The organism is Leptothoe sp. ISB3NOV94-8A (assembly GCF_043421595.1).
GTDB classification, from domain to species: domain Bacteria; phylum Cyanobacteriota; class Cyanobacteriia; order Phormidesmidales; family Phormidesmidaceae; genus Leptothoe; species Leptothoe turfae.
This window is the reverse complement of record NZ_JAXSQW010000001.1, coordinates 3909909-3927162: the sequence shown is the minus strand read 5'-3', so window position 1 is coordinate 3927162 and position 17254 is coordinate 3909909. Positions and strand designations below refer to the sequence as shown.

Sequence of the window (17254 nt, the reverse complement as noted above, 5' to 3'; positions counted from 1 at the left end):
AGGCCAGTAGACTAAAAACACTGCACCCTATTGCCACTTTATGGCCAAAGAATCCTGGGCCGAAAGCTCAGCTAATAATTCACCTCAGCGGTTAACCATCTCTGTCAGTAGTGTTGTGCTGTTAATAGCAGCCATTCCATTATTGGTTCTACTGTGGCAACTCAAAAGTTTACTGCTGCTGGTGATGATTTCAGTCGTCCTGGCCTGTTCAATTGCTCCTGTTGTTGACTGGGCTGAACGCTATCGAGTCCCTCGCTGGCTGGGGGTAATCTTGGTCTATCTCACGTTGATCGGTGGCCTGGTTTTGCTGGGGTTGCTGATTGGCCCAACGGTATTTGAACAGGTAGAACGGATCATTCGCCGCTTGCCGGTGGCGATCAGAGGGTTACTCAATGAAGCAGATGCTTGGCTGACGGCCTTTACGGATACTCAGGCCTTAACCACTAATGAACTTTTTACCCAGCTAATTGATGTCCAGGGCTTGATTAGCTGGACGATTAAGTCGAGTCAGCAGTTGCTGATTCGTTCCTACGGGGTAACCACGGGCATTTTGGGGGGCGTGCTGAGTTTAGTGTTGGCCCTATTTGTGTCGGGCTACATGGTGGCTGACAGTCGTACCCTGATCAAAAACTTGACCCGCTTGCTGCCGAGTCCATGGGATGAGCGAATTTTGGCCCAGGTACCTCCCATGGGGCAGCGGATTGGGGGATATTTGCGGGGACGGATTGTGGTGTCGGCGTTGCTGTCCGTTGCCACTGGTGTGGGGCTGAGTTTACTCGGTTTAAGGGATTTAGCAGTGGGGCTAGGTGCGATCGCAGGCATCACCAATTTGATCCCATTTTTAGGGCCAATTTTAGGGGCCGTGCCAGCTCTGTTAGTGGCTATTCCCCAAGGCGGCTGGACGTTTTTATGGGTGCTTTTGCTATATGTTGTGGCGCAAAATCTTGAGACCTATGTCCTTGATCCATTGCTCGTAGGCTCCTCTGTGGGAGTACATCCCCTGTATCAGCTACTGGCGGTTTTGGGCGGGGCCCAGGTCTTAGGCATTATTGGTGCATTAATCGTTCCTCCCTGGATTGCTGGAGGTGCTGTGCTGCTTGAAAACCTATATCTGCGTCCCAAGCTGATTGCTGAACGGCAGCAGCGCCGCAGTGGAGCTTTACCAGAATTAGCTGCGTTTCAGGCGGATAGCTAACTAAACCCTGTGTAATTAGTGTCGAACGCCATCAATTTTTGGAGCACCCTGTCTGTGAGGCTCTGATGAAGTTCCGTTGATACGGACGACTTGTGCTACAAACTCACTGTTCGTACATACGTCAGGCTCTGCTGACTCTAGGTGTGTGCCTCTGTAAATTCCTAGAAAATAGTGAATAAGCAGCTGGAAGTGTCCCTAAATTAGCAGCGGTCTACATTAAGTTAATGTGATGAGTTAATGTCGCCTGCAATAGTTTGTTTATCTTGCCGTAATTTAACCAAAGACCCTAACCTTAGGTTGGATAATTTGTCATGGTTACCCTCTATGGCATGTCAAATTATTGAGGGCATATGTTCCCTTAAGTCCTAAGGTAGAAGGGTTTTGTAGATTTTCTACTCCGTAGGGCTGGCTGATATATATTCTCGACTTTCTTATAGTTAAGTAATTTTTCACGCTAAGGCTTACTCGTTATTGGTCTGGCTAGCGATGTATGACTATTGATATTCAAATTCTTATGACTCTGGGGGTAACTGCGGTTGCCCTACTGCTATTCATAGTGGAATGGTTGCCAGCAGACATCACAGCCCTTGGTGTGATGGTGGCTCTGATGGTTCTAGGCCTAGTGAGTCCCCAAGAAGGTATTGCTGGATTTAGTAACTCAGCCACCATCACGGTAATGGCCATGTTTATTCTGAGTGCCGGCATTGCTCGCACTGGAGCGCTACAGCAAGCCAGTAATTGGTTGATTCAGTGGGGGGGCAAAACCTGCCGCCGTCAGATTTTTGCATTGGGCCTCATTGTGGGTCCCATCTCTGGTCTGATCAACAATACAGCGGTTGTATCCGTGTTTTTGCCCATCATTGAAGACTTTTGCCAACAGCATCGTATTTCCCCATCAAAGCTGCTGATGCCCTTATCGTTTGCCACAATCCTGGGCGGTATGCTGACGGTTGTGGGTACATCGACTAGCGTATTGGCCAGTGGTTTGTCAGACCAGTTGGGTTACGGCGAATTTTCCCTGTTTCAATTTGTGGAATTGGGAGCAGTCATATTTGTGGTGGGATTGCTGTATCTCACATTTATTGCTCCGTTCCTGTTGCCCAATCGCGATGTTTCTGGCAATAGCCTGAGCCAGGAATATGGCCTTAAAGAGTACGTGAGTGAGGTGGTTGTCACCCCCCGCTCCAGTCTGGTGGGACAGACACTACAGTCAAGTCAGCTACAGCGTCGGTTTGACCTAGATGTCCTGGAAATTATCCGTAACGACAACCATTTTCCTCAGCCCCTGGGGGATAAGTCCTTATGTGCGGGGGATATTTTGCTGGTGCGGGCTAGACAGCATGATTTGCTGAAAATCCGTGATGGCGAAGGTATCGAAATTTTGCCCGATGTGCAATTTGGACAAAAGTCCTGGCAGGCAGACTTGAGTTCAGGGCAAGAGGGCGTCGCCGAGGCGCTAGTCATTGCCAATTCCAATTTAGTTGGCTCCACTTTGAAGGAACTGCGGTTTCGTCAGCGCTACAATGTGACAGTTTTGGCGATTCGTCGAGGTCAAGATCTGGTGCGTGAGCGTATGGGCAAGGTGCGGCTGAAGTTTGGCGATTTGCTACTAGTGCAAGGGCCTAAGCAGAGCTTATTGGGTTTGCAAACTAGTCGCGACTTGCTAGTCCTAGAGCAGCGCGATCTGGAAAGTCTGCGATCTGATCGAGCTAACTTAGCCATGGGGATTGGTGTGGGTGTAGTTGCCGTTGCAGCATTTACACCCATTAATATTTTGGTCTCAGCCCTGGCAGGGGTGATGCTGATGATCCTGACCGGCTGTCTAAAACCTGGAGAACTATATCAGGCAGTACGGTGGGATGTAATTTTTCTACTGGCGTGTTTAATTCCTCTGGGAACCGCCATGGAAAGCTCTGGTGCAACAGCTTTGCTAGCCCAGCAACTTATTTCGATAGGCGGGAGTCTATCAGGTTATGGGTTACTAAGCGCGCTATATGTGCTGACAACGGTGCTCTCTAGCATTTTGTCGAACAGTGCAGCTGTTATTTTGCTTTTGCCAGTAGGGTTAAGGGTGGCTTCAGAGCTAGGCCTTAACGTGTTCACGGTGATGTTTGTGATCACCTTTGCTGCCTCCAACAGTTTTATGACTCCCATCGGCTATCAAACGAATACCATGGTGTATACGGCAGGAGGCTATCGCTTCTTGGATTTTGTTAGGGTGGGAGGACCTCTGAGTCTGTTGTTGGCTCTAGTGACACCACCGCTGGCAATTTGGCTCTACGGCATCTAGTAAACGAATGCGTTTACAATTTTGGGTGAGTAGTTTGTTATTTATACAGCTAAGAACCAAAAACGGATTAAGCTCTTATGGAGTCATCGTAGAGTCGCCAAAGCATGGAGCGTTACTTAAGCTACCCCTTTATGAAGATTAGTAACGTATAATACGTTTGCATGAATATGGGTAGCGTTCAAATATAGTTTTTAGGAGTATCTTTATATGCAACATCGTGGTGTAACCGTTTGGTTTACTGGCTTGAGCGGCTCAGGCAAGACTACTATCAGTCAGGCTCTAGAGAAAAAATTACGGGCGGCTGGTGCCAAACTTGAAGTGCTAGATGGTGATATTGTTCGTACCAATCTCACTAAAGGTCTGGGCTTTAGCAAAGAAGATCGCGACGAAAATGTTCGCCGCATTGGTTTTGTATCTCACCTGCTAACTCGCAACGGTGTGATTGTGTTGGTCTCAGCAATTTCTCCTTACCGTGAAGTGCGCGATCAGGTCCGTCAGCGCATTGGCGATTTTGTAGAAGTGTATGCCAACACACCGGTTGAAGTGTGCGAACAGCGTGATGTAAAAGGCCTTTATAAAAAGGCTCGTTCTGGTGAAATTAAGAACTTTACCGGCATTAGCGACCCCTATGAAGAGCCACTAAACCCCGAGGTTAATTGTGAGACTGTTAACGAGACTCTAGAAGAGTCTGTAAATAAGGTGATGGCCAAGCTTGAAGAGCTTGGTTACTTATCTCCTGTAGCAGCTTAAAAATGTTCTTCGAATTGCTGTTTGAGTAAACAGCGAATTGTCTTCTTTGGGATAAAAAGGGATAAAGAGACATTATGTCTCTTTATCCCTTTTACTGTTTTTGTGTATTATTTTTGGCTCAGTTTTTCTAAAGCCCATTGGGCTCTTGCTTGCACCGCTGCTGTTTCGTCACGATGACTAAGCTGGCTAAGACATTGAGTGATTTGAGTGCTGTGGGTACTGTGGGTGAGCTCCATGGCTAAGGCCTCTAGCCCTACAACCGCTGCGTAACGTACCACCCATTCTTCGTCCCCAGTAACCTGCAACAATGTTGTTAGCGATCGCACCATCGCCACATTACGCTTATCCTCTTCTATGTCAGACCAACGAATGGTGCCTAGACCTCTCGCTGCAGCCCGTCTGACGCTGAGGGAAAAGTCATTGGCAGCGGCATCCAGTAATAGTTGTTGACCACGCGGATCGCCAATGCCCGCCAATGCCCGAATCGCCCAGGCCCTTGCGCCGTAGTTATAGTTATCCAATTTTTCCAACAGGTGTGAGACCGATGGAACACCAATTTGGACTAATCCTTCAACGGCGGCGACGGCGGCACCTGGATTATTAAAGCCTAATACTTGAATTAACGTGGGAATGGAGCGTTCATCCTTAAGGCTGGTTAGATCTTCAACGGCATCTAACAAGCCTTGGGCAGAATCCGCATCGTTAACCGCTTGTAAACAGCTATCAAAGGTTTTCAGTAGGGCGACCATTACAACAAGCTATCCATTAGTTCCATCACTTGACGGCTGTCGTCAGAAATGGGTGACGTGTCTTCCCCAGATTGTATTTCAAAACTAATTTGGTGCTCAAGTATGCCCCTGAGGGCAATCAGTTTCATGCTGTTTTCAGCTAGGGTGTTTGCGATCGCAGTTGCCCCGGCCAAATAACCGACAGCTCCTAAATCCATCAGTGCCGCTCGTCGCAGCTGTAGCTGATCATGAGCTAACACTTTGACTAGGCGTTCCGCGTACTGAGTTTCTCCCGTAATTTGATACATTGCCCGAGCTGCCGCGTTACGTACCTGGGGAACGTCATGGTCTAAAAAGGGGCCAATAATTGTTACTAATTCTGCATTTCCTAAGGTGCCCAGTGCTTCCAAAATAGCGTTGTAAGGTTGCACCAGGTGGGGTTTGTCAGAATCCTGGACGGCTGCTGCAACACCGCCTTCGAGTAGATTGATGAGCGGGGGAACAGCCAGCGAGTCCCCTAAACTTTCAAGGGACTGGGCTGCTTTTTCTCGCACATAATAGTCATCGCAGTGGAGGCAATTAATTAGGGCAAGCACCACCCGGTCATTGCCTTGGCCAATTTTTCCCAGAGCCGTGACCGCATTACGTCGTAGGGGATAACCACCATCTGGCGAACGATCGGTTTCATCTTCCAATGCCAATAGCAAAGCGTCTATTGCCTGCGGTTGGCAAATACGCATCTTACCCAACCACCAGGCGGCATAGTAACGTAAGCCTGGATCTGCGGTCTGGTTAATATTGATCAATGCCTGGTCAGTGGTTAACGGCTGACCGTCTGGATTATGAGGGACACCACTCACAACGTAACCTCAAGAATAGACAGATTGCCTACAGATTTAATGTACAGAGGTTGCATGCAACGTCTCTCCAATGCCTAAACATAACAAACCCCAGAGGTGGAAGAAAACACCAGTCAAAACCAGCGCTTCCAAATACCTCTGGGAAATAATTGAAACTCAAACAACGTAGCAGTGTGCTACAGAGGCTCAAGACTCAATTAGCTTAGGGCATTGATAGCGTAATCGATATAGGCATTAGCTTCAGTAGCAGCCTGACCACTCAAACCGTGGCTAGCCTTGATGTACTTAAGCGCCTCAATGTACCAGCTAGGAGACAACTCGTAAGCACGGTTGATCTCATCTAGACCCGCTACTAAGTACTCATCCATGGGACCAGTACCACCTGTAATGAGGCAGTAGGTAACCATGCGTAGATAGTAACCAACGTCACGAACACACTTATCTTTACCAACCTGGTCGGAAGCATAGGTGGGACCAGGAGTGGAAACAGTGTAGGGAAACTTGCTGTAAACGGCGTTTGCTGCACCAGAGCATAGAGCGTCAGCTTTAGCAGTCAAACCACGAGCAGCTTCCATACAAGCTGAGGCACGCTGGAAACGACCAAAAGCAGACTGAATCTCGGTGGAACTTAGGAAACGACCTTGCGAATCAGCAGCAGATACTGCTTCAGTCAGAGGGGTTTTCATTGCTTGAGATATCTCCCAAAGTTTCTAAACAGACAGACAGAAAAAGGAAGTTATTGATTAGAGAACTCTCTTGATCTGTCAATTACCAAACTCACTAAAGCTTGTCGAGCATTAAGCTCGCCAAAAACTACCTAGGGAGTTAACTTAAGCAACAGCAGCAGCTGCACGATCAAAGTAACCTGCAATCTCAGCCATTAGACTGGAGCAGTTACCAGGAGTAATGCCATTGGAATCATTAGCGATCGCAATAGCAGCTTCCTTCATCTTCTGAACGCCAACGGCAACCGAAGCACCGGGAGTACCGAGAGCTAAATAAGTCTCGCGTAGACCATTCAAGCAACGATCATCTAGAACACTAGCATCGCCAGTGAAGATAGCATAAGTTACATAGCGTAGGATAATTTCCATGTCGCGCAGACAAGCTGCATTACGACGGCTAGTGTAAGCGTTACCACCAGGAGCGATGAGTGAAGGCTGCTCGGCAAATAAAGCACGAGCGGAATTTGTCACGATAGCGGACGCATTGCTGGTAATACGGTTAACCGCATCCATGCGCTTGTTGCTGTCAGCAACCATTGCAGATAAAGCGTCCAATTGAGCACTGCTGAGATATTCGCCTCTTGCATCAGCCTGGGAGACGACCTTAGCAAACGCATCAAACATAGATTGACTCTCCTAAATTTGATTCGTCGAAGTAAGTTTCCAAAAAAGTGGGGACGAGAACCCGTTAAGCAACTGCATCAAAAACAGTTTCATTATAGAGATAGGCGAATGCAGACAATCTGAAACGACTTTTACAGAAGTCATGAATCATCTCAGCAAACATCGCTCTCCCCAATTTGAAGATTAAAGCGAATAGGGACCGAATCTAACAAAGTTAAAGAAACTTCACCCTTGGCAACAGATGTTTGTTTGCCTTCTGTAAAAAACAGCCACAAGCCTGTCTGCTACAAGCTATCAGTCTATTTTATATACTGCGTCGGGGACACAATATATTACGAATTATAAGGGTTGTGGGGATTTGGTAACAGATGTAACACCTAAAAATATGATAGATTTTTCAGCCCTCGTCAGAAATATTTTGCCAGGATAACTTTACCCTATGCATACATGGGGTTCGTATTCTGTCAATTAAAAACATTAAACCAAACGAGTAAGTGGCACGGAGTTATTTAATCTCTTCCACTTACTTGTTAGTTACTTAGGCGCTTGCGCTTAAATCATCCCCCCATTACCCCATCACGCATCCCCTAAGGGCCTACGCAGTTTGTAAATGGCGTTCCAGGTCGAACAGAAATCCATGGATATATTCTTCAGTCCACTCAGCGCCGTAGTAGCGAGTTAACATACCTCGGGCCGGATCTTTCTCAGCACGATAGCGAATATAGCTAATTTGGGCGGCTTCAATGGCCTGAAGCCGTTCTGGGTCGGTTACGGGTTGCGCGGCTTCCACAAAGCCTATATAGGCGTCTAAATAGTCTTTAAAGGCGTTAAATACATGGGTGGTCACGTCTTCTAGTTCAGTGGGTCGGGTCCATAGAAACGCAGGGGAAAAGAAGGGTTGTGCTTCTGCTGGAAAATCACCGCCCCAAGGTAGCTTCTGCTGATAGCGCTCAAACATGGGCATAATCGGCTGGCTATAGCGAGCCTGATAATCTTTGCTATCGCGGAAGAGTGGTTGCATGTCAATGGCGATCAGGTGCCCGCCAGGTAATGTCACTAAATCTCCACCAAAAAAGGGCAGGTCGTATTCTAGCCGGGGGAAGATCACAAAGTTGAGGACTTGTAAACTGTCGCCTGCTTGAACATGGGCTGCCCGAATCTGTCGTAGTTTGGGAGAACAATAGCCGTGACTGGTGGTCAGTACAGTGACTTCGCGCTTGCCCTTGCCAGTGGTGGCTGTGTTGCTCTCAAAACCGGCGGGAATTGGGTAGGGAGAAAGCTTTAGGCGATCTTGGAGAGTGGCGATCGCATGGTCTAAAAACGGTTGATATAGAGTCATAGGAAAAAACAATTAAAGCACCTGCCATAGATTCCTTATCGTGTAAGGACGTCTCTAACAGGTGCCCTGAAATATCATCAGTTGGGTGGGGCTTATCTCACGAATAGGCTTAAACCTAATGGGCTTGCACAGCAAGGGGAACCGCATCTTCAAACAGGAACTCATAGAGGAAGCGATCTGCCCACTCTGCGCCAAAATAGCTGGTAAATAAGCCGTGAGCCGGGTCACGTTCTGCGCTGTACTGGTCATAGTCAATCTGAGCTTTTTTGACCCGATCAATCTCTGCATCGGTTGTTAGCGGCTCAGCATTTGCTAATATCTGCCAGTAAAGATCTAAATAGTCTTTGAAGGCTGACAAAACTCGCGTAGAGACAGTTTCAGTATCTGTCTTGGCAAACAACAGATATTTTGAGAAGTACTGATTGGCATCGTAAAACTTCATTTCCAGACCCTGGGCCAACTCAGCGTAGTTATCGCGTAACTCCTTGAGTGGCATCAGATACTTGGCTTCGTAAGCTTCATCCTGGAACAGGGGTTGAAAATCGAGAACAATTAAGTTCTTAACCTTGCCAAAGGATAAAAAGTCAATCCCCAGTAGGGGCACATCGTAGCAATGATTAGGATAAAGGACACTATTAAATATTTGTGCGCCTTTACCAGCGTCGATATATGTGTAGCGAATTTTTCGTAATTCAGATGACTGATAACACCAGCTTTGAATCGATGCTGGATTCCGCCCTCGCTCGCTAATTTGGCACTCTAGTCCCTCTGGAATAGCCCGTGGCTGTAGTTCAAATCTCTCTTTTAAGGAGGCTTCTAAATGCTCTAGAAAAGGGCGGTACATGTGTCTTCGCCTTAATTTATAACGGTTACGACAGATACCTTCTGCCATTTGCAGCATAGGAGATATCTGAGGCCCATGTCTTGAATCTTAGAGACAAAGATACATTCCGTTACATCAGGCTGTGGGCAAGCGGGCGGCATTGGCTTGAACCATCGCTGCCAGGTCATCCTGGGTGACAAACCGTCGCTCTGAGCAGTAGGTCATCAGATTAATGCCGTTGGCGAGTCGGGCTGTGCTGACCCGCACGCGAAAGTCGTCGGAGAGAAACCAGCAGCGCTCTTGTCCCTGGTTTTTGTCATACTCGTTGTCAATGGTCAATACACCATCATCAGCAAATCCATAGCGTCCTACCACTGGCATATTTTCCACATAGCCGCGGTCCCTTAAAAGTTGGCCAGCGCGACCCTGGTCATTGTTGGGAATATCCACCAGGATGGCTGCATATTTAGAGTCATAGGTAAATTCTTTGGTATTAGATTGCCAGGAAAACTGAGCTCCCCCCGCTGCTTTCCCTGGATCCACCCCCTGGCTCTGACAAATTTCTACAATGCGTGGATCCTGCGCTTCGATGACATCCACGATCAAGTTAGACTCTCCTGATTCATCGGCCACCGAGTCAAAATGATGGACGGCCCGCTGAATAAACCAGATGCCTTCGCTTTTGCGAAAAAAATCCATCATGGTCATGGGAGATTGAAATGGCATGGGAGATTGTCCGTATTAAATAGGTTATTTGCTCAAGAATGTGTTCAAGGGCACTGTTACACTGACCTTAAAGAACACCTTTAAATCATTGCTTTCGTCGCTGATTCATCCCTGCGAGGCCCAGCGACGTTTCATCCTTTAGTTACAAAGTTTAGCTATCTATGAGCCATCCCGAAACTCTAAGTTTAGATGCGTCGTTGTTAGATCGTCTGGCAGTTCACCATGATTTGTCAGGAGCTGATCTCTCGGGTAAAGATCTGCGGGGCTTTGATTTATATCGAGTTAATTTATCAGCGACCAATCTGACCAATAGTTGTCTGCAAGGGGTGACCTTAATTGGTGCTAACCTCGCTGGCGCAAGTCTGAGCGGTGCCCAGCTACAACAGGCTGATTTGCGCGGTGTGGAGCTCACAGGGGCCGATTTAAGTGGAGCGGATTTGACAGGGGCCTTTGTTCATCGTTCTGACCTGCGTGGGGCTAACTTTAGCGGCGCAGTATTATCAGAGACTAAGCTCAACATTGCGCTCTATGATGATAAAACCCTTTGGCCAGAAGGATTTCGCTACAAAAGCTGTGGGGCTGTTGGCCCAGAAGCTGTCCTCAATGGTGCGTTTTTAAACACGGCCTATTTGCGGGGGGCCAATCTTCGCGGAGCAAAACTTTTAGGCGCTTACCTAAGTGGGGCCGATTTAACAGGCGCTATTTTGGATGATGCCAGCTTGAGTGGAGCAAACTTACAGAAGGCGTTTCTGACGGGGGCCAGTTTGCGAAATGCTCGAGTCAGCGGTACTGAGTTTCAGAAAGCGGATCTGCGGGCAGCAGACCTAACGGGTGTGGAGTTTGACATGGTGGGTAATATTGCCGGAGCCGATTTTACGATGGCTCAGGGGCTGACCCAAAATTCCAGAGGCCAGTTATTGGGCCGTTCGTCCGGTGAATTAGATGTATGGAATGGTCTGACCCGCAATTCGACGCGGCGGAGTTTAACGCTCGACGCTGAAGCAGGATAGACAGGTGGAATCCTTTGGAGGGTGGGCATTGCCCACCCTCCAAAGGATTTACGCCCGTGTCTCTAAATATTGACCAATCATGATTTCCTGACCAGCTCTCGAAATGATGGTTTGGCGCGTACGGTGCTTGTCGCCGACTAGCTTAAGCTCTTCATCGAAGGCAGAACCGCCGTACTCAGTGTGGAGCTGCATGGTGTTGAGATCGCGCATCTCATAGGTCGCTAACACAGGTTTTGCCGTAGCAAATCCGCGATCGCGATACAGGATATTGCCTTGCAGCCCAAAAACAGTAGAACCCGTGGCTTGTTTACGGCTGGGACTAATGTAGTTGCTTTCCCACGAAGATTTCACACCGCAAATGATCGGTGTGTCTAGGCCATGCATGGCTTCTAGGGCGACGAGTTCAGGGTGACTAGCCTCTAAAAACTCGATATTTAGGGCGCTCACGACTTCTTGAGCTTCACCATTCTTGAGCGTGTAGTAACGACGTTGGGAGGTCCATTGGCCAGCAGATTGCTCAAAGAAATTAGCCGCCAAGGCTTCCAAGTTGTCAATAGGGGTGGTAATCACAGGCAATGACATAGAATCTAGGACCTTAAAATTAAGCGATGCACTCGAAATCAAGCTATAGGTAAACAAGTTTATATTTATTTACATTAAAGGTAGCGAAAATCTAATCAAACAGCAATAAAGCACTTATTGAACGCGCCACGTCTCTCCCAGTGGACTCAACTAATCTTCCACTGAGAGAAAAGCTAACAGAGCTGAGCTCTGATGGCTGTAGCCATACCTACCGTTCTACGGCTGGCGGGGGCATTCGTAGGCTATGACTCAGTTTCATTGCCCAACTCTCCGTACAGAATTGTCTGTCCTTCAGGTGGCGTCACTGGCATCTATCAAGGTTCGTCCAGTGGGAATAGGCTGAGTGAGTGTCGCTTGTGCTTAGGGCACCAACCCTTCCAGGGCGGCGGCGACAACCTTATGTTGCTGATCCTGGCGCAGTTCTATCAACGCCTCTTTGGCTGCTGGCGCGTCGAAGCGCTTAAGGGCATAGGCGACATGCATGCGTGTGTACCAGTTCTCTGCCGTTTTCAGGGGTAAGATTGCGGCTAGTGCTGCCTCTGCTTGGTGGGTATTTGCCAAGGTGCTCAAATGGTCGATGCCTGCGTTGATTACGGTCAGATCGCTGTCGATGATGGCCGCTAGACAAATGTCAAGCATATTTGTTGGGCTATTGAGGTCGATCATGGCGGCTAGAATGCTACGCCGAATCAGCCAGTTGCTGTTGCTATGAAATGTCTTAACCAGATGGGGAATAGATGCGTCACCATACATTGCCAGGGAGTTAGAGGCTTCTGCCCGCACGTTAGCGTCTGGATCATTGTCAATCATTGCCAGTAGTGCCTCGAAGCCGGTGTCGCTACGTTTCCGCCCAAGGCCCATGGCTACGAATGAACGGACCAAGAACTCAGGATCGTCCTTTTTACTTAGCAGTAGCGGGCTGGCCGTATCAGCGTCATAATCTTTGAGAGCCACAATGCCCTTCAGGCGCTCCTGCGAATCGGGGTGTTCAAGGATGGCTTGAATATCGGAAAGTTCCATAGTTGATTGGGCGAATTGTCAGCAGCGGACCACTGATGAAGCGTTACATCTAGGATGATTTTACCTTGGTTGTAACAGTGTGTAACAATAATTAGAGAGCGTTAAAACAATCATGTCATCGTCCCTCAGTCCTCGGGTCAAAGAACTCATCTTTAAAGCACGAATTGTCAGTTTTAATGGCTGGCAAGACGAATTTGGAGAAGATGCGATCGCACAGCTCCAAACCGCCGATAACGAACGTGTCTACTTAGACGATGCGTTACTAGACACAATGCCTGCTGGTCCCATTGCCCGTCACCTACGCGACCATGCCAGTGCGATTGTGGATGCTGCTCGGGCACAAGTCCTTGAAAAATTTCCTGGTATCACTGGGGCCGGTGGCAGATTATATCCAGCGATTCGTGCTGAAGCCTGTTGGCGAGATTTTTGGCATTTTTTACGCTGCATTACCTATGGCATCGCGGCCCAGCGACCTGACTATACCAATAGTACGGGCCTGTCTTACATGGAGCAGCTTTACCAAGAGTTGCAGGTACCCCTCGATGCCATGGTGTATGGTTTGCAGTCTCTAAAAACGGCCAGTAAAGACCAACTAGCAATGTTGGAGATAACGGCTATCGATCGCCAGATTGACCCCTATTTTGATCACCTAATTCAGGCCCTGAGCCAGTTTCAACCTGCCACTTAGTTTTACGAACGCCATGTCATCTACCCATGAACCCTTGGTTAATGCCTGTATCCGTGGTGATGTGGCAACGATCAAAAGGCTTTTAGTGAAAGGTACCGACATTGAAGGTATCTGGCGGAGTTGCACAGGATTAATGTGGGCGGCAGCTGAAGGACATCTATCTATTGTTGAGCTGTTGCTGGACGTGGGAGCCAATGTCAACGCTCGCAACGAAGTTAACTACACGGCCATTCTGTATGCAGCTGAAGCCGATCAGCGAGATATTGTGCTCACATTGCTTGACCATGGGGCACAAACCGATTCCAGTGTCTGCAATCGCTATCAAGAAACCATCCTGCTGCTCATGGCTCGTCAAGGTCATGCCGATATTGTGGAGCGATTGGCCCAGATCGGGGATGATGTGCACCACACCAACAAGATTGGCGACACGGCATTATATCTGGCCGCTAGTAATGGTCATGCCCCTACTGTGGCGAGTTTAATCCGGTTGGGTGCAGCTGTGAATACTGCCAATGTAGGGGGGTGGACACCTTTGATGATGGCTGCCGCCCGAGGTGACATTGACATTATTGAAATACTTCTGGCAGAAGGTGCTGATGTGACGTCCCAAAACCGTTGGGGAGGTACGGCTCTCAGTGAAGCTCAGCAGTCATTTCGTTCAAGCCAGGCCGTTACTATGCTGCGTAAAGCAGGGGCTGAATAGTGCATTACTGAGGGAATAAATGTAGAAATGTAAACTTTGAAGATCTGAGTTGCTAGAAGGCTTGAAATCTCGTTTGTGAAAATCCCCTGATTTAATGCTTAATATATACTTTTGTATCTTTCGGGCTGCTAGTTAAGTCAAACTGATAGGTCATATCAGGGGGGTGTCAATGGACGTTAAAACGTATATATAAATAGGGTTTTCATCCTCTGTTTGATGGTCGTGATCATCAGTTTTGTATCCCCTGTACCAGTCTGGATGCCGAGTTTATAATTCTTGATGATTAGAGGCTGCTTTTATATACGAAGATGGGTTCTAGTGAGTGTTTATGCCTGGTTTCAGTATGATTTGTCAGAGCTGTCTAAACTAACTTGTTAGAGACTAGTCAGCAGTTCTAACAAGTTACATAGAAGATTCAGCAATGCTTGGAGGGTATTGTTACCCTTAAGCTTCTTAACATTCCGAGATAAAATTATTTAGACCATTGTTGTCGTCTAGGAGATAGCATTAATGGCTTTTGGACCAGCTTCACGATTGGGCGTGAGCCTTTTCGACGAGACCCCTCCAGTCGAGTGGGTTCCTGGCCTTGATAGTGAGGGCCTCGAGTCTATTATCAAAGCCGTCTATAGACAGGTTTTAGGTAACGCATATGTGATGGAGAGCGAGCGCCTTGCGGTGCCCGAGTCCCAGTTTAAGCGTGGTGAGTTGACGGTACGTGAATTTGTCCGCTCAGTGGCTAAGTCTGATATGTATCGTGCGCGCTTTTTTGAGAGCTGCCCTCGTTACCGCAATATTGAGCTTAACTTCCGCCACCTACTTGGCCGAGCTCCCAATAGTTTTGAAGAGATGAAAGCCCATAGTGCCATTCTGGATACTGAGGGCTTTGAGGCTGAGATCGATTCTTATATCGATAGCGATGAGTATCAGGATGTTTTTGGACAAGATTTTGTCCCCTATATTCGTGGCTATAAGACCGAAGCTAGTAATATGGTTGGCTTTACCCACACCTTTGAGCTAGTACGTGGCGCTTCTAGCAGCTCTTTAAAGGGCAGCGTTAATGGTAAGAAACCTCGTCTGAACTCGTTGGTAATCAACGCTATTCCAGCACCTGTTCTATCTCCGTTGTCTGCTGGCGGCACCTTCCAGACTCCCCCCGATTCTTCTCGTACTCGCCACGGTGTTGGTGCCAGTTCTAATGGCAAGATTTATCGTGTTGAGGTTACCAGCTATCGTTCCAATGCCTTCAACCGCGTGTCCAAGTTCCGTCGCGCCAATAAGGTGTATATGGTTCCCTTTGACAAATTGTCTGATGAGTATAAGCGGATCCATAAACAGGGTGGTGTGATTGCCAGTATTACCCTGGTTTCCTAGGTAACGGTTATCTGCAATGGTCAGAAAATGGGTTGTATCAGCCTTTTTCTGATCATTGCTTCGGATGACTTATGTGTTGAGAACGTCTTTTCAAAAAACAGTAGGAGATTTCCAATGACAACGTTTGAGTTGTGGCCTGTTAGCAGCAGCGAAGATAAGCAATCCATCATTCGTGCTGTATACCGCCACGTTTTGGGTAACCCCCATGTGATGGAAAGCGAGCGTTTGGTAAGCGCTGAATCTCAGTTTTGTGATGGCTCTCTCTCTGTTCGGGACTTTGTCCGTGCTGTTGGTAAGTCTGACTTTTACCGCAGCCGTTACTTTGAGTGCTGTGCTCCTTATCGCTTTGTAGAGCTAAACTTCATGCACTTTTTGGGGCGTGCTCCTGAGAGCCAGGCTGAGCTTTCTGAACACATTCGTCGCTGTGTAGAAGAAGGCTACGATGCTGAAATCGATTCCTATATTGATAGTGACGAGTACCAGTCTCGCTTTGGTGAGAATGTAGTGCCGTTCTACAACGCTAGTGTTACTCAGGTGGGGCAATCCCAGGTAAGCTATAACCGCATCTTTGCCATTGATCGTGGTCCTGCTCAGGTTAGCAGTGCTGTGAAGTCCGCTCAACTTGTGTCTCAGGTGGCTGGTGCTGAGAAAGGTAATAAGGTTAAGCGTGCAGCAACTAACTTGAACTCTGGAACAACCAAGCGGTTCAAGATTAAGACCACTGCAGCTAAGTTTGATTCTCCCCGTCGTGTCAGCATGAACGAGTACATCGTGTCAGCTGATAAGATGACGCCTCAGATTCAGCGCATCCATCGCACAGGTGCCAAAATTGTCAGCATCACTGAGATTGTTTAATTCATTCAGCTGTTTTTGAGTAGAGAATTCTCACAGTTAGAGAGGATTCTCTACTCAAGCTGGCGTTTGAAGTATCAACATTTGGGGGTGTTGCAATTTTTGCGGCACTCTGTTCTTAAAAAAATAACTTAATTGTTGGAGGATTTTTTCATGGCACTTTGGGTTGCAGATGCAGCACCGATTGAGCTTCGTCCTAACGCTACTGAGGACGATCTCCAGGTTGTAATCAATGCCGTTTACAGGCAAGTTTTAGGCAATATGCATGTTATGGATAACATGCGTATTGCTAGCGCTGAGTCTTTCTTGCGTGATGGCAAGATTACTGTCAGAGGGTTTGTTCGTGCTGTAGCTAAGTCCGACCTTTATCGCACTGCATTTTTTGAAACGTCATCTCCCTATCAGTTTATTGAGCTGAACTTTAAGCACCTTTTGGGGCGTGCTCCTCAAGATCAGACTGAGATTGCTGAGCATGTTGCCACCTACAACGGTCAGGGCTACGATGCTGAAATTGATTCTTATCTGGATAGTGCCGAGTATCTAGCTAGCTTTGGTGAAGATATTGCTCCCTATGTGCGTGGTGCTCAGAGCTTGCCTGGGTATAAGAACGTAAGCTTCAATCGTACATTTGCTTTGGTGCGTGGTGATGCGACGAGTGATCGCGGTCGTTCTGCTCGTTTGATTGGTTCTGTTGCGGGTAATCTGACTAGCAAAATTGCAGCGCCCCGTGGTGGCTCAGGCACTTACACCAATACTGGTAAGCGTTTCCGTATAGCAGTATCCACATCTGCTGCTGCTGCTGCTATTAACCGCGTTAGCAACCAGGAGTACGTGGTTTCCTACAGCCAAATGTCTAAAACCATTCAAAATGTGTTGAAGCGTGGTGGCAAAATCGTCAGCATTACTGAAGCCGGTTACTAGGCTTCTTTTCAAGGCAGCCCTTGTCTAAGGCAGGGGCTGCCTCTTTT

At 47.8% G+C, this 17254-nt stretch carries 18 protein-coding genes; 9 read left to right on the top strand and 9 right to left on the bottom strand.

Annotated features, from left to right (window positions below; translation table 11 throughout):
- Positions 1–40: 40 nt before the first annotated feature.
- From SPB21_RS16540 to cysC, 3 genes are all read left to right on the top strand, one after another.
- Positions 41–1195: an AI-2E family transporter gene (locus SPB21_RS16540; protein ID WP_163670379.1), complete on the top strand. Its 1155-nt coding sequence runs from the start codon at positions 41–43 to the stop codon at positions 1193–1195.
- A 490-nt stretch (positions 1196–1685) separates the two neighbouring features.
- The gene (locus SPB21_RS16535) at positions 1686–3485 is read left to right on the top strand and encodes an SLC13 family permease (RefSeq protein ID WP_163670381.1); all 1800 of its coding nucleotides are present in this window, start codon (positions 1686–1688) and stop codon (positions 3483–3485) included.
- Positions 3486–3692: 207 nt separating this feature from the next.
- Positions 3693–4235 (top strand): adenylyl-sulfate kinase, encoded by a 543-nt coding sequence (gene cysC / locus SPB21_RS16530; protein WP_006515466.1) that lies wholly within the window; start codon positions 3693–3695, stop codon positions 4233–4235.
- A 107-nt stretch (positions 4236–4342) separates the two neighbouring features.
- Here cysC and cpcF read toward each other — a convergent pair whose 3' ends face one another.
- The 7 genes from cpcF to SPB21_RS16495 form a co-directional block, all read right to left on the bottom strand.
- Positions 4343–4984, bottom strand: a complete 642-nt coding sequence (gene cpcF / locus SPB21_RS16525) for a C-phycocyanin alpha-cysteine-84 phycocyanobilin lyase subunit CpcF (RefSeq protein ID WP_163702033.1) — start codon at positions 4982–4984, stop codon at positions 4343–4345.
- A complete protein-coding gene (gene cpcE / locus SPB21_RS16520; protein ID WP_499867180.1) occupies positions 4984–5823 on the bottom strand; it encodes a C-phycocyanin alpha-cysteine-84 phycocyanobilin lyase subunit CpcE in 840 nt (279 codons plus the stop codon). Before cpcE ends, cpcF begins: the two co-directional genes overlap by 1 nt.
- 197 nt (positions 5824–6020) lie before the next feature.
- Positions 6021–6509 carry a C-phycocyanin subunit alpha gene (cpcA, locus tag SPB21_RS16515; protein WP_163670387.1) on the bottom strand — a complete coding sequence of 163 codons (489 nt, stop codon included), beginning with the start codon at positions 6507–6509 and terminating at the stop codon, positions 6021–6023.
- 144 nt (positions 6510–6653) lie between these two features.
- Positions 6654–7172 (bottom strand): C-phycocyanin subunit beta, encoded by a 519-nt coding sequence (gene cpcB / locus SPB21_RS16510; RefSeq protein WP_163670390.1) that lies wholly within the window; start codon positions 7170–7172, stop codon positions 6654–6656.
- Positions 7173–7767: 595 nt separating this feature from the next.
- Entirely contained in the window at positions 7768–8511 is a 744-nt protein-coding gene (locus SPB21_RS16505; RefSeq protein WP_163670391.1) for a phycoerythrobilin:ferredoxin oxidoreductase, read from the bottom strand.
- A gap of 115 nt (positions 8512–8626) precedes the next feature.
- The gene (locus SPB21_RS16500; RefSeq protein ID WP_499867179.1) at positions 8627–9355 is read right to left on the bottom strand and encodes a 15,16-dihydrobiliverdin:ferredoxin oxidoreductase; all 729 of its coding nucleotides are present in this window, start codon (positions 9353–9355) and stop codon (positions 8627–8629) included.
- A gap of 114 nt (positions 9356–9469) precedes the next feature.
- Positions 9470–10060, bottom strand: coding sequence for a phycobiliprotein lyase (locus SPB21_RS16495; RefSeq protein ID WP_006515459.1), 591 nt, complete (start codon positions 10058–10060; stop codon positions 9470–9472).
- A gap of 161 nt (positions 10061–10221) precedes the next feature.
- Between SPB21_RS16495 and SPB21_RS16490 the strand changes: the two genes are divergently transcribed.
- The gene (locus SPB21_RS16490; RefSeq protein WP_499867178.1) at positions 10222–11070 is read left to right on the top strand and encodes a pentapeptide repeat-containing protein; all 849 of its coding nucleotides are present in this window, start codon (positions 10222–10224) and stop codon (positions 11068–11070) included.
- 48 nt (positions 11071–11118) lie between these two features.
- Here the strand turns inward: SPB21_RS16490 and SPB21_RS16485 are convergent, their stop codons facing one another.
- Both SPB21_RS16485 and SPB21_RS16480 read right to left on the bottom strand, forming a co-directional pair.
- Positions 11119–11652 (bottom strand): phycobiliprotein lyase, encoded by a 534-nt coding sequence (locus SPB21_RS16485; protein ID WP_499867177.1) that lies wholly within the window; start codon positions 11650–11652, stop codon positions 11119–11121.
- Positions 11653–12012: 360 nt separating this feature from the next.
- A complete protein-coding gene (locus tag SPB21_RS16480; RefSeq protein ID WP_490795599.1) occupies positions 12013–12672 on the bottom strand; it encodes a HEAT repeat domain-containing protein in 660 nt (219 codons plus the stop codon).
- 112 nt (positions 12673–12784) lie between these two features.
- Between SPB21_RS16480 and SPB21_RS16475 the strand changes: the two genes are divergently transcribed.
- The 5 genes from SPB21_RS16475 (at position 12785) to SPB21_RS16455 (ending at position 17207) form a co-directional block, all read left to right on the top strand.
- On the top strand, positions 12785–13360 hold the full coding sequence (locus SPB21_RS16475) for a bilin-binding protein (protein ID WP_499867176.1): 576 nt from the start codon (positions 12785–12787) through the stop codon (positions 13358–13360).
- 13 nt (positions 13361–13373) lie between these two features.
- Complete coding sequence (locus SPB21_RS16470) at positions 13374–14063, top strand: ankyrin repeat domain-containing protein (RefSeq protein ID WP_499867175.1); 690 nt, start codon at positions 13374–13376, stop codon at positions 14061–14063.
- A 510-nt stretch (positions 14064–14573) separates the two neighbouring features.
- Positions 14574–15434, top strand: a complete 861-nt coding sequence (locus tag SPB21_RS16465) for a phycobilisome rod-core linker polypeptide (protein WP_163670405.1) — start codon at positions 14574–14576, stop codon at positions 15432–15434.
- Positions 15435–15548: 114 nt separating this feature from the next.
- Positions 15549–16289: a phycobilisome rod-core linker polypeptide gene (locus SPB21_RS16460; protein WP_163670406.1), complete on the top strand. Its 741-nt coding sequence runs from the start codon at positions 15549–15551 to the stop codon at positions 16287–16289.
- Between the two features lie 150 nt (positions 16290–16439).
- Positions 16440–17207 (top strand): phycobilisome rod-core linker polypeptide, encoded by a 768-nt coding sequence (locus tag SPB21_RS16455; RefSeq protein ID WP_163670408.1) that lies wholly within the window; start codon positions 16440–16442, stop codon positions 17205–17207.
- The last annotated feature ends 47 nt before the right edge of the window (positions 17208–17254 follow it).